11 protein-coding genes are annotated in these 13,405 nt (G+C 47.3%); 3 read left to right on the top strand and 8 right to left on the bottom strand.

Features of this window, described 5'->3' with window-relative positions:
• Positions 1-257: 257 nt before the first annotated feature.
• The 3 genes from DP091_RS17290 to DP091_RS17280 all read right to left on the bottom strand — a co-directional run bounded on the left by DP091_RS17290 (position 258) and on the right by DP091_RS17280 (position 3,130).
• Positions 258-869 carry a flavin reductase family protein gene (locus DP091_RS17290; protein ID WP_113059468.1) on the bottom strand — a complete coding sequence of 204 codons (612 nt, stop codon included), beginning with the start codon at positions 867-869 and terminating at the stop codon, positions 258-260.
• Positions 866-1,819 carry a ring-cleaving dioxygenase gene (locus tag DP091_RS17285; protein WP_113059467.1) on the bottom strand — a complete coding sequence of 318 codons (954 nt, stop codon included), beginning with the start codon at positions 1,817-1,819 and terminating at the stop codon, positions 866-868. Before DP091_RS17285 ends, DP091_RS17290 begins: the two co-directional genes overlap by 4 nt.
• Positions 1,820-2,050: 231 nt before the next feature.
• Entirely contained in the window at positions 2,051-3,130 is a 1,080-nt protein-coding gene (locus tag DP091_RS17280) for an AI-2E family transporter (protein ID WP_113059466.1), read from the bottom strand.
• Positions 3,131-3,351: 221 nt separating this feature from the next.
• Here DP091_RS17280 and cls point away from each other — a divergent pair, with 221 nt between their 5' ends.
• Positions 3,352-4,800 carry a cardiolipin synthase gene (gene cls / locus DP091_RS17275; RefSeq protein ID WP_113059537.1) on the top strand — a complete coding sequence of 483 codons (1,449 nt, stop codon included), beginning with the start codon at positions 3,352-3,354 and terminating at the stop codon, positions 4,798-4,800.
• Between the two features lie 121 nt (positions 4,801-4,921).
• Positions 4,922-5,326, top strand: a complete 405-nt coding sequence (locus DP091_RS17270; protein ID WP_113059465.1) for a VOC family protein — start codon at positions 4,922-4,924, stop codon at positions 5,324-5,326.
• A gap of 48 nt (positions 5,327-5,374) precedes the next feature.
• Here DP091_RS17270 and DP091_RS17265 read toward each other — a convergent pair whose 3' ends face one another.
• The 5 genes from DP091_RS17265 to DP091_RS17245 form a co-directional block, all read right to left on the bottom strand.
• Positions 5,375-6,013, bottom strand: coding sequence for an FMN-dependent NADH-azoreductase (locus tag DP091_RS17265; RefSeq protein ID WP_113059464.1), 639 nt, complete (start codon positions 6,011-6,013; stop codon positions 5,375-5,377).
• A 161-nt stretch (positions 6,014-6,174) separates the two neighbouring features.
• Positions 6,175-6,603, bottom strand: a complete 429-nt coding sequence (locus DP091_RS17260) for a MarR family winged helix-turn-helix transcriptional regulator (RefSeq protein ID WP_113059536.1) — start codon at positions 6,601-6,603, stop codon at positions 6,175-6,177.
• A gap of 177 nt (positions 6,604-6,780) precedes the next feature.
• Positions 6,781-7,191, bottom strand: coding sequence for a VOC family protein (locus DP091_RS17255; RefSeq protein WP_071220907.1), 411 nt, complete (start codon positions 7,189-7,191; stop codon positions 6,781-6,783).
• A 193-nt stretch (positions 7,192-7,384) separates the two neighbouring features.
• Entirely contained in the window at positions 7,385-11,377 is a 3,993-nt protein-coding gene (locus DP091_RS17250; RefSeq protein ID WP_258394602.1) for a glycosyl hydrolase family 18 protein, read from the bottom strand.
• 509 nt (positions 11,378-11,886) lie between these two features.
• Complete coding sequence (locus tag DP091_RS17245; protein WP_113059462.1) at positions 11,887-12,255, bottom strand: YybH family protein; 369 nt, start codon at positions 12,253-12,255, stop codon at positions 11,887-11,889.
• Between the two features lie 301 nt (positions 12,256-12,556).
• Between DP091_RS17245 and DP091_RS17240 the strand changes: the two genes are divergently transcribed.
• Positions 12,557-13,333, top strand: coding sequence for a helix-turn-helix domain-containing protein (locus tag DP091_RS17240; protein ID WP_113059461.1), 777 nt, complete (start codon positions 12,557-12,559; stop codon positions 13,331-13,333).
• Positions 13,334-13,405 lie beyond the last annotated feature (72 nt).

The following is a 13,405-nucleotide window of genomic DNA, read 5'->3' as shown; positions in this document are numbered from 1 at the left end:
GCAAATTTTTTTTTGAAACGCTGCGTACAGAGCCTATGAATATCGTAGGGAAGTCCAAAATTCATCCTATAGTTTTGCTATTCGTCAATAGTTGAATGCCTCCGGGGCTAGCGTACACTCTGGAAATTATAGGTATTTATATACGCCCCGATTTTTATATCGGGGCTTTGCTTCATTGTATCGAATGACGGCCTATGAACGTTCACAACTTGATATTCGCTGCGTCCTAACCAACCCTTTATCCAGCTCGTCCGTTGTTATATAGGCCGCTCGATCGTAAACGTTTCTCCCAGTGTAGAATAGATGTTTCCCGCCATACGGCTCACAGGCTTTAACTTGGCAGCATTAATCCGGCCCTGCTCGTAAAGCTCCTCCGCAACGTGGAAGCGAACGACGCGGGCAATCAATAGATCAGCGGCAGGCAGTTGATCCGCGCCATTCAAGGTAACCACCTGCTCCAGTACGCATTCCATGCGAATTTTGGATTCCAGAACGCCGGGAACCTTAACCACTTCGCTTACGATCGGGGTTAGGTTGGTTCGGATAAGCTCACTTTCGTCCGGAGGCAGGTTCGCGGCCGTTTCGTTCACGGCTTCAACGGTGTCTTCGTCCACGATGTGGATCACAAGCTCGCCGCTTTGCATGGCATTTCTCGCTGTATCCTTCGCCGTGCCGTTCCTTCGCTGAACGGAAACGGACAGCATGGGCGGATTGCTCGTCAGAATGGAGAAATAACTGAACGGCGCGGCATTCAGCACACCGTCCTCCGATAATGTCGTAACAAAAGCGATTGGCCGCGGAACAACGCTCCCGATCAGCAGCTTGTAGATGTCCCGTTCGCTTTGAGTATTCGGGTCAATGGATTTCACTTGAGCTTCCCCTCTCCTGTATTTTTGACTTCTATAGGCTCCAGACCTTCCTCAATACGGACTCGCTCCGGTTCAAACCAGACAGGAAGTTTCAATTGCTCCCCCAGCGAGTCCGGGTCTTCATCCACCGTAAACCCGGGCGGATCGGTTGCGATCTCAAACAAGATCCCCCCTCGTTCCCTGAAATATAACGATCTGAAATAGTTGCGGTTCTTAATCTCGGTTGGCAAAAAGCCATGTTGTTTCACCCATTCAAGCCATTTGCCGTGCTCCTCATCATCTTGAGCACGCCATGCAATATGATGGGTCGTTCCAGCGCCTCCGGCTCCCAAAGGGATATCCCGCATCGGCAAATCAATCACGTTGCCGAAGGGCCCGGCTGACTGAAACCGTGCATAATTAACGTCCTCTCCCATGAAGGTCAGTCCCATGACCTGCTCCAGCGCCTTCTTCGTTTCCTCCCATTTGCTGCTGAACAGGACCGCGCCGCCAAACCCTTTGATCGCCGTATCCGGAGTAATACTGTCCACAGACCAGCCGTTATTCGGTCCTTCCTCCCGCTCAACCAGCTCAAGAGAAAGTCCATCGCGATCGGAGAACTGAAGATAATGCTCGTTAAACCGAAATGCTTTCATGACAGAAACGCCAAAGCTCCGCAGCCGCTGTTCCCAATAAGGCAGGGCACCCGCAGGGACGACAAATGTTGTATACCCAACCTGCCCTCCTCCACGTATCCCTCTTCGTGAAGCAGAAGACGGAAAGAAGGTGATAATGGTCCCCGGATGCCCCTCCTCATCCCCGAAATACAAATGGTAAACCTCAGGCGCATCGAAATTGACCGTCTTCTTCACCAGTCTGAGCCCCAGCACACCTGTGTAAAAATCAACATTTTTCTGCGGATCCTGAGCGTAAGCGGTAATATGATGAATGCCTGCCGTTTGTAATGCCATCTCCATCAACTCCTCATCATTTTGTGTCCATACCGATGTTTCCTACATGATTTTCCGTTTGTATGATGATAAATAATCTTTAAATATAATATCTTTAATTTAAGATTATATTTTTTTCATACCATTGTCAAGCGGCCCTTCACATCCAGGACAGACAAAAAACCGCCAAGAACGATTCCACGCTCTTAGGCGGCTCCAGTATGCAGCTTCGGCCACATGTCTATCCCGCGTTTATGCTTTTTGCCATTTTTCCTTAAAAAACAGCTGATACACTCTGGTTACGATAATCTTAATGATCATGTAAATCGGTACCACCAGCAGAATCCCTATAATTCCGCCCAGATCCTGTCCCACCAGAACTAGGATAATGATTGTAATGGGGTGAATTGCCAGCTGTTTGCCGAAGATATACGGACCAATCAGGTTATCCTGAATCTGCTGGGCGGCCAGAATGACAACAAGCGACCAGATCGCCGTCCCCGGGGATTGGATGAACCCGATGATCACGATCGGGATCGAGGAAAGAATAGCCCCGATAAACGGTATGAAATTCGCAATGACCGCGACAACCGTCAACAGCAGCGCATAAGGCAACCCAATTATCAGGAACCCGATATACATCAAAACGCCCAGCGCCAGATTGATGAGAACCCGGCCTACGATAAACCCTTTGAGCGCATTATTGATTTCATCCAGCACCGATGCGCCCACTTCCTTGAAGCGGTCGGGCAAAAAGCTGACAATCATCTCCCCGAACTTTCCGCCTTCCTTCAGCATGTAGTACAGCAGGATCGGGAACGTAAATAAAACGATGGCAAAACTCGAAACAAACGAAAACAGGTTCATAATATAATTCGTCAAAAACGTAAAGCCTTGGTTCAAATAATCGGTTAGCTGTGTAAGCGGATTGGCGTTCTCCGGGAATATATTCTGGAAGAAGCCGTTATTTTCCCATTCCTGAAGCTGCTCGCCAAGCTTTGCAAACAGTGTGGGAGCATTCTGTACAAGGGCCACGATCTGATCCCGCAGGGACGGCCATACCCCAATAATAAATCCAGTAAGGATGCCTGCAAACACGACATATATCAGCAGGATGGCCAGCGAGCGATTTAGCTTACGCTTTTCGAGGAGATCCACCAGCGGCCGGAGCAGGTAATAGAAGAATCCAGACAGCATCAGCGGGACGAGGATGATCGAGAAGAACGAAAGCACCGGTCTGAATATAAAATCCACCAGCGATCCCAAATAAATAATAATGAGGACCAGGATCACGGCAAGACATAATTTGAAAAACTTGTTCATTTTCAGCAAAAAGCATGCCCCTTCTCCTATTTTTTCACCATCGTATCATGACCATGTGTGCATATACAAATCGCTCCTCTTCGCACGTTCAGAGTGTCGGATCTAAGGCGCCCTCGCTTTTATAACCATTCCGTTCACTTCATTCTGGAGATATATACTTCTCCTAACGCCTCACGTATAATATGAAGGATTACAAGAGCAAGGATATAGTTTAGGAGGATATTATGAACCTGCATGTTACATCCATCATTCTTGGTCTGATCATCGTACTGAATATCGTGTTCTCCATGTTCGTTGTGTTCAGGGAACGGCGGGATGCCGGCTCCACCTGGGCATGGCTGCTGGTGCTGTCCTTTATCCCGATTCTGGGCTTTGCGCTGTACCTGTTGTTCGCCCAAAATTTAAGAAGAATCCGTCTCTTTCATTGGGATGATCTGCAGAAAACCGGAATCGAGAAGGTATTGCTGTCTCAAATGGAAGGGATGAATAACGGAGAATACCCGTTCAGCAATCAAGCGGCCGCGGATAGCAGCGATTTGATCCATATGCATATCAACGAGAATCAAGCGATCCTTACGGACGACAACCACGTTGAAATTTTTACGGATGGACGCAGGAAATTTGAACGGTTGTTTCAGGATATTGAGGAAGCCAAAGTCTACATACATATTCAATACTACATTATCCGTCGCGACGAGCTGGGCAAGAAACTGATATCCCTGTTGACCAAAAAAGCAAAGGAAGGCGTGAAGGTCCGGGTTCTGTACGACGAGCTGGGCTCGCGTCAATTAACCAAGGGCTTCTTCAAAGCATTTCGCGAAGCCGGCGGAGAAGCCGAGGCTTTCTTCCCTTCCAAGCTGCGCTTCATTAATCTGCGTTTGAATTACCGGAATCACCGGAAGCTGGCTATCATTGATGGCAATATCGGGTATGTCGGCGGTTTTAACGTTGGGGATGAATACCTGGGTCTTAACTCCAGGTTCGGGTATTGGCGGGACACCCATCTGCGCATTCAAGGTGAAGCGGTTTATGCGATGCAGGTTCGCTTTATTCTCGATTGGAATCAGGCTTCGCACCATCACGATATTTATTATGAATCGAATCTGTTCCCCAAGATCGATTCGCCTGGCAATGTCGGGATTCAGATTGTGACCAGCGGCCCGGATTCCAGGTATGAGCACATCAAGAATGGTTATATCAAAATGATTTCGTCCGCCAAGAAATCGATTCATATTCAGACGCCGTATTTTATCCCTGATGCCAGCCTTCTGGATGCGCTCCGCATTGCGGCGCTGTCCGGCGTCAAGGTTCACCTGATGATTCCCGATAAACCGGATCATCCCTTTGTCTACTGGGCGACCTTATCCTATATCGGGGAAATGCTGAGAACCGGAGCTAACGTATATCTCTACAACAATGGCTTCATTCATGCCAAGACGATTATCATTGACGAGAAGATTTCTTCCGTCGGCACGGCGAATATCGATGTTCGAAGCTTCAAGCTGAATTTTGAAGTGAATGCGTTCCTGTACGATGAGAATTTATCACAACAGTTGACTCACATCTTCCATCAGGATCTGCGCGTATCCAGTCAGCTTACGATGAAGCAGTATCTGGAGCGATCAAGGTGGATCAAGTTCAAGGAATCCATCTCGCGCTTGCTGTCCCCTATTCTGTAAAACAAACCATAGCGCTGCCTCAACATTTAGCAATTCAGAAGAAATACGCAAGACGCGGACCGTTTATACTAAAGCCAAGGAAAACAAATCCATCATTATAGAATCGGGAAGGATGTTGAACGTGGCTAAACTGACACCGTATATTTTCTCTGAGGATGCAAAAGCGCAGGCTGAGTTTTATACCCAAGCACTTGGCGGGGAGATCCTGTCCGTGCAAACGCATGGCGAGATTCCCGGAACCAAGGAAGAGCATAAAGACAAGGTCATGCATCTTAGTCTCGTAGCCGGAGGCATTCCAATCTTTATGTCAGACTCCATATTCCAAACCCTGGAGCGCGGGAACGGGATTCACTTGAGCCTGTCGTTTGAGAGCGATGCTGAAGCGCATGAAGCTTTTGACCGCTTGTCCCAGGGCGGTAAGGTGCTTGATCCGCTGAAGACTCAATTCTGGGGAGCGCTGTTCGGGTTGCTGGAAGACAAGTTCGGCGTATTGTGGCAGGTAACGACCGAAGTCCAAGTCAATTAATATTAGAAGGCCCTTCAAGTTTCACTTGGAGGGCCTTTTCTGCGTTATTTATACGGAACTCCAACGATCCACGACTTCCGCTGCGGCCAATCGGCTTGTGTCCAGTATATTTTTGACATCCAGCGTGGCGCGGCCTTGTGCACGAATGATCTCATAATCCGTTATACCGAGGAATTCGAACATGAATTTCAAATACTTATGCGAATATTCAATCTCACGGTACCCATCATTCTCCGTATATATGCCGTCGCTGCCCTGAATGACCACAACGCTTCTTCCGTCGGTAAGGAGTCCTTCTGACCCGCTTTCCGTATATCTGAACGTTTCCTTCGGAATGATGATATTGTCCATATAATCCTTCAGCTTGGAAGGGATGTTAAAATTGTGGAGCGGCATGGCGATTACATACTTGGATGCCCCCTTGAACTGCTGCAGGATCTCATCCATCCGCCCCATCATCTTTCCTTCATCCTCGGTTAATGGCTCCCCGCTCTCAAGCTTTTCCCACCCGTTCAGCAGATTCGCGTCAATAGCGGGAATGAATTCCCGATACAGGTCGATCTGTTCGATTAGGCTGGCCGGATTCTGCGCTGCATACTTGCTTACGAAAAACTCAAGCACCTGCAAGCTCAAGGACTTCTCGCTTCTTACCCTCGGATGTGCATTAATAACGAGTAGGCGTTCCATATAGACAACACTCCTTTTATTATGTGGATAACCAAAATCACCAGCTAGCTTGCAGTCTGCCTCACCTCCCGATTAGAATGATCGCTTAACACGCCTCATCTCAAATAATCCTATATTTATTTGTTTGTACATACAATTATAATTCCGCGAAAATAAAGACCTCAGTCCTTATTCTCCAATTGATCACTCACTTCGTATAGGTGCAGCGATAATTCATCACCTTCGGCATGACCTAAAATAGTGCCATAACGACTTCGCAAATTCATCCAGCACTCGTGAATCACTTTCTCCAAAGCCTTCCCTTTATCGGTTGTATAGATCAATGACATCCTTCCTTCCACCCGATTATAAACCAGCCCTTTAACGGCCAGCTTCTCAACCAGTCGGGTTACGGTAGAAGGCTGAAGATGAAGAATTTCGCCTAATTCCTTCTGCGAGATCCCTTCCTTCTCATATACAGCCATAAGCAAATAAGCATATGTGGGTGACAATCCGCTGGCTGCAAACTCGTCTTCGGCCATCTTGGTAATGACCCGGCTAAGACGGTTGGCTGTGAAGTAAAGGCATTCCTTGATATACGTATTTAACATAACGGCTACCTCTTTCGCTGAGTTCATCCTGTTGAATCACCTTCAATTGTTTGCACATACAAATATAACGGATTTCCAAATAAAAGTAAAGAGGCAGATTTCCCCCAATTACCTCGGAGACCTCTGCCGCTTGTAAACTGCTTCATGTTGAAGATACATCTGCTTGCTGCAATGCTTCTATTCGACCTGGCTCTGATCCATATACATGACTTCCCACAGGTGGCCATCCGGATCCTGGAAACTCCATCCATACATAAAGCCATGATCCACCGGATCATTGGAAGGCGACCCTCCCGCGGAAAGCGCGGCATTGACGATTTCGTCCACCTGCTCCCGGCTTTCGGCGGATAGTGCCAGAATTACTTCCGTTGTGTTCGCGGCATTCGACAGATCCTTCTTCGTGAACGTCTTGAAATAATCCTCGGTGAGCAGCATGGCAAAGATGTTATCGCCGATGACCAGGCAAGCCGCGTTTTTGTCCGTAAATTGCGCGTTAAATTCAAAACCGATTTTTGAGAAAAAGTCCTTCGTTTTCTCCAAGTCCTTCACTGGTAGGTTCACAAAAATATTATCGCTTTTCAAAGCCATTTCGAATCACCTCATCGATTTGATAGATTCATCATAGCATGAGCAGCAGCACGGCATTTCTCTTCAATTGCTATGTTCAATATCATACAGACGCGATTCAGACGGCTATAACTCCATATCAAAAAAAGAAGGATGCCTCCAGGCAGTCTTACAACTCGCCTGCGAGACATCCCCTTCGTATTACGAATCCATGTTAATTAGATAAACCCACTGCCCGCAGCAATCTCATGACGGTTACCACCGTCTGAGCTTTGGTTACATGGGATTGCGGATCCAGCTTGGAGGCGGATACGCCTTGCATAATCTTCTGCTCCACAACGAAGGCGACGGACGACCTCGCATAGGACGAAACCTTGGCGTGATCTTTGAATCTGTTTAACAGTCCTTGGCTGGCTTCATTCTTCTTGCCGGCATAATCCAGCACATTACTTAGCATGACGGCCAATTCCTCACGCGTAATCAAGCTGTTTGGATCAAAGATATCGCCTGAGCGTCCCTTCACCAGCCCTGCCGCTTTCGCGGCTGCAATCTCTCTGGCATAGCTGGATTTCGGATCTACATCCTTGAAGTTGGAATAAGTGTCGTCAGGCAGAATACCCAGCGCCTTCACCACAATGGATATAATTTCGGCACGGGTAATGGGTTGCTTACCGCTGAAAGATCCGTTACTTTCACCAGATATGATCAGCTTGGCAGCAGCCTGCGCAACGTCTTCTCTTGCCCATGAAGGGATCGCGTCGGTAAACCGGATATCTTGCTGAATCAAGGCATAAATACCACTGCCGGTTTTCTTGATTTCAACCGTTACCGTACCATCCGGGTTAACTTTAAACAAGGTCGGAACGGATCGAAGCTCATGGGTACCTGGTATATAAACCACTCCAGTGGCACGCTTTACATCTATCTTTTTCGCGTCTAACGTCACAAATTCGCTGACATGGGTTTTACCGAAATGCTTCAGATCGGTCGTTGTCTTATCCGCGTTGATTTGCTCGAGCTTGAACAACAGCGGAGTGGCTAGCACTTCCCTTTCCTTCATCAGATTCTCCACGCCCGCTGCATCGGCAGCCTCTGGAGAAACAATCGAGACTTTCACAGGACCAGGAACCGTAATCAGCGAAGCCGGAATCCGGTATTCTGTCCCGTTCACGATAATAGAGAGACTGGCCTTGGCTCCTTTTTTGGCTAAGGCAGCGATGATTTCTTGCGGAATATCAACCTCAGCCTGCTTCGCACCTGCACCCGTATGGATCTGGAAGTTGGAAGAATCCGAAAGGTTAATGCTGTTAACTGCTGCAGCCGTAGGTAGGGTCACCACAGCCTTATCGCCATGAAGCGTGACTTTTGCCTCAAGCTGATCTTTGGCTTTAGGCGGTTGTGGCGTCGAAGGCGTTGGTGAACCAGATCCTCCAGATCCTCCAGTGCCTCCTGATCCGCCGGTACCGTCAGATCCACCGGAACCGCTGCTTGAAGTTGTTACGCTAAGCAGATTCGAAGCGCTGGAGACGAGGTTAATCTCATTCCCCGTTCGATCTACCGCAAGCACATGAATCTTGTAGTTTGTCAGAGAGCTAAGGCCATTCACGGTGTAACTATTCTCTGTAACCGAGCCTGACAAAGCATTATTCACATATACTTCGTATCCCGTTGCACCTGCCACAGCATCCCACTTCACCTGAATGGAGCTTGCGCCGACACTTACCTTTGAGAGATTCGCCGGAGCCGGAAGTGCTGAAGCATTGACTTTGCCGTCGATCGGCAAGTCGGTAACGAGTTGAGTCGTCAGCGTCTTATTGCGGTCGCCGCTGATATCCCAGCTCATGACGCCGGCAATATCCAGCGACTTCACGATAGAAGCGGTGTACTTCATGGTGTTCTTATCGTTATAGGTGATGAACACTTTATTTTGATCGTTGTACAGATAAGGTACCTTGGCGGATTCGTTCCAATATCTTTTATAGCCGTTCTTGTCGATGTAGTTATTCTCGAGATCGCTGAAATCGAAAACTCCCGCTTCCCAAGTTTTTAATGAAGAGCCACCCTTACAAGTTTGATATTGACCCGTTGGCGGACAACCATCCCAGCCCTTACCGTAGTAGGGAACACCGGCGATCAGCTTGTGCGTCGGCACCCCACCGCTCAGATGTCCTAACAAACCGCCAAGCACATGATTTCTTGGAGCGGATGATGCTGCTTTTGGATGCTCTTTGTCATAGAACAGCGGTGCATTATGATGACCCAGCGTCTCCCAGCTTCCGCTGAAATCGTAAGTCATGATATTGATGAAATCAAGATATTGCACGGAATTTGCAAGATCTGCATTTTTAACAAAATTGTCTCCCTGCCCTGAAGCAATCGTCAGCAGATAATATTTCCCGTCCTCGGAACCAGCTGCATCCAATGCCTCACGTACGGTTTTCATTAATAATGTGAAGTTTTCCGTATCTTCCGGTCCTCTGGAGTTATCATCTTCTCCACCTTCAACCGGGTATTCCCAATCGATATCCAAACCATCGAATTTGTATTCGCGAAGGAAATCAACCGCCGAGTTCGCAAAGGCTCGGCGAGTTTCTTCGGTCTTCGCCATATTAGAGAAGTTGTTTGACCAAGACCAGCCGCCTACCGAAATCATGAGCTTCAAGTGTGGGTTCGATGCCTTGATTCCCTCAAACGCTTGGAAGTTCTTGAAATCGTTCTCTGGATCTCCAATAATCATCTCACCATCATAAACATATCTATTTTGTAAAGGAACATTCGGGTCTTCGCATGCTCTCACAGTACTTCCGAATTTCTTCCAACACAGATCTGCAAACGCATAATTAATATGAGTTACCTGAGAAACATCAATATCAGACGGATAGAAATTCCGTTCGTCTGGAAGTGCTGACCATGATGTGTAGTAAGTAATATTGTTGTAATTGCTTCCGGGTACAACCCTAACTTCTTCACTTATAGGTGATGTCCACAGTCTGTTGAAGGCTTCAATCTGGTATGAATAAGTCTTTCCTTCTTGCAGTCCAGCAGCCAAAAAACGGCTCTCATTACTTGTCTGTATCTTCGCTCCATCTTGATAAATATGATAGCCTGTAGCCCCTGGAACTGGTGCCCATCCCAATGCTGCCGTAGATCTTGTGGATGAAACAACCTGCAGCCCCTCTGGTTTGGCAAGCTCTCCCCATTTCAGTTTGACGGCATTACTCTTCGCAGAGGTTTCCGAAGGCTGGCCTTGGATTGCTTTAACGGCAGTGACTTCAAAGCTATATTCTCGATTTGCCATTGGATTCAAGGCGTATGTGACCGACGTCACCGTGTCCAATGTCTCGACTTTGTTATCGTCTAGATACAATTCATATCCAGTGGCACCCGAGCTTTCTCCCCATTGGAGAGTTACTGCTTCCTCAGAAATATCTGTGACTTTCAAATAACTTGGCGGCGCTATCGGCGCTTGTTCATACACGGTTTGATCCGCAGTGGTCGTGAATTCAAGAATATTACTTTTCATGTCTTTGGATGGCCTATGATCATACCAAGTAATATATATACGATAGGTTGTTTCAGGACTTAGCCCTGTAACGGCATGGGTGGTTAAATTTCCCCATGTGATATAAGCACCCGTGTCTGCATTCCAAACATCAATATCGTTCTTGTCACCTTTAAGGAAATCCCACTCAAAGGTCGCCTGGTTATGCGTGACCTCAACTAATCGGAGATTCTGAGGAGCAGACGTTTTTGGAGGTTTGACCTCCCCGTCCAAAGTAGTGAATTCTATTACATTACTCTTATGTCTTTGTGCCGGTCCTTGAGAAGGCCTCTCATACCAGGTAATGTAAAGTTTATAAGTCGTATTGGGTTTTAAGTTATCAAGAGTTCGGCTTCCGCCGTTACCCCATGTATACCATGCATCGTCAACGGCATTCCACACATCAATTTCAAACGTGTGTTGAGGATTATTCTTGTCATAATCCCATTGAATCATTGCTTCAGTGGCTGTGATTGAGTCTTGAACTACGCGCAGATTCTGCGGCGCCAGCGGATCCTGAGCTCCATAGGTCGAGCTTGTTACCGTTACCGGATCGATGTCGGAGCGAGTGGCGGGAATCTCTGAGGAAGGAGTGCCCTCTGCTGCATAGGAAGCAGGCGCATTAAGCAGTGGCGTAAAAATGAGAATAAGGGCCAAGAAACACATCACCCATTTCGGGTGCTTTTTCGTTAGAAAGGGTGTCACCGTTTTCACCTCTGTTGATTAAATTTCGATTGCAAATGATACAGCATTTCAATGAATGTCTGTCCCTCGGTGTCATCGGGTCGTTCTTTGATGACTTGCCTAATTTCGCAGATCGCTCAAATCAAACTTATATTGAAAGCGGTTACTAATTTTTCCAGCTCATATGTAGAGTTCAAATCCCCCTTCTACTCATGATGGAATCATGGTCCGAGCGCTCTACTACAGCCTCCTTTCATGAATTCATTTGTGTTCAATAAATATTCATATATTTGTATCATGGAACCTACACTATCGATTGAGAAGGGATACATTTCCATAACCATGGGATAAATTCTTGTAATTTTATATTCTGTTAATAAATTCAACCCAGATTGGATCTGTCATCTGTCAGGGCCTGCAATCTTTACAAATGGAAAAAGAGCCCTCCAAGGACTCTTTTTCCTTTATTTATGTAATGATATCCAACCGTTTCATCGAATCGAACTTAAATGCTCGTGCTTTAATTTCCATATGCTATCGGCATGGCGAACGAACACATTCGTTGCTCTCCCGCTTCCGGACGTAAATGTCTCCTGATGATAACCCTCGAAGTGGTAGGTATAGACACATACCGCCGTACGAGCATCGCTCGCGATCCACACTACATCCTCCGCCCGGTACACCTCATCCTGAATCACATGCCAAGCATGTTCGAAATAGGCCCGGATCTCATCCAACGTATGGCAGCTCCGGTCCGAAAACCAATAGACCGCAGCTCCGTCGAGCAGCCGGGCTACATTGTCAAAATCATGCGTATTCGTGGCCGCTATGTATGCCTCAAGTGCCTTTTGATAGGACATGGTGCCGCACCTCCCTTCCCTCAACTATTGCATGTCCAACAATACAGGTCCATTATTATCACAATTCCAACTCATTCACATCCAGAATACCTTATTGTGAAGCCTGCATCCAACAAAATTCACATTCTATGGTGTGACTCTACTTCTCACTTTATTTCAATCTCATTTTGTATCATCCCTACAAAGCTACATCAACACCGATTTCGCCTTTGTTTATGGTATTATATGGAGCAGCAGACTCTAGTACATTCAAAATGCAAGTGCTCTTTTGGAACTTATTCAAAACAGTAGGTGAACGCCAATGATGAGTATCGCGCAATTCGCAGCACGCACGGGCATGGTTCCCAGTGCCCTTCGCTTCTATGAATCCAAAGGCATTCTAGTTCCGGCTGAACGGCACGATAACGGTTACCGGTTCTATGGCTACCATCAAATTCAGACAGCCAAACTTGTAAACAGTCTCCGTCAATCGGGAATCAGTCTAGGGGATATTCGCTGTTTCCTGGAGGCCGAGGAAAGTACGCGTTTCCAGCTTCTTGAACGCTGGCGGCGGGAGGCTGAAGCACGTCTACTTTCGGTTCAGATTGCGAGTCAATATCTAAATGGGATGGAATCGGATCATGGCAGTCTGCATCTCATCAATTGGGAAGAACCCTTAACCGTGATATGGCAGCCGTTTTTGGTAGACAAGCCAGTGAACTCCTACTCTCGAGAAATGAAACAAGCGGCTGCCAAACTCCGTGACCTCAACATTCGCACCCAAGGCTCCAGCTTGATCAAGGTGATCGATTCCCTCCCGCACGCGGTCCAGATTGAAGTCGGATATCAAGTCATAACGGAGTCCTCCCGGAAGCCAACCCCTCTCCCGACTTCTGCGGAAGCCTATCCGGAGACCATCCCTCCTACCTTGTTCATATCGGTGGATAGTTCATGGGAGGATACCTTCATCTGCATGCGAACGATCCGCTATCTCCAGAAGTTCGGTTTCGAACCTGCGGGCAAGCGCCTGGAACGGCATTTTCCCGATTCTTCAATATTCGAAATCATGATTCCTGTAATGCAAACTCGCTTCACTTGACCTTCAAGTTACTTGAAGGTTTATACTAGGATTGTTCCATCTCCAAAACTTTCTTGTAGGAGGATCAAGCGA

It is taken from the genome of Paenibacillus sp. MDMC362 (assembly GCF_003269305.1).
Classification (GTDB): domain Bacteria; phylum Bacillota; class Bacilli; order Paenibacillales; family Paenibacillaceae; genus Paenibacillus_AQ.
The sequence above is the reverse complement of the archived record's forward strand: the minus strand, read 5'-3'. Positions and strand labels throughout refer to the sequence as shown.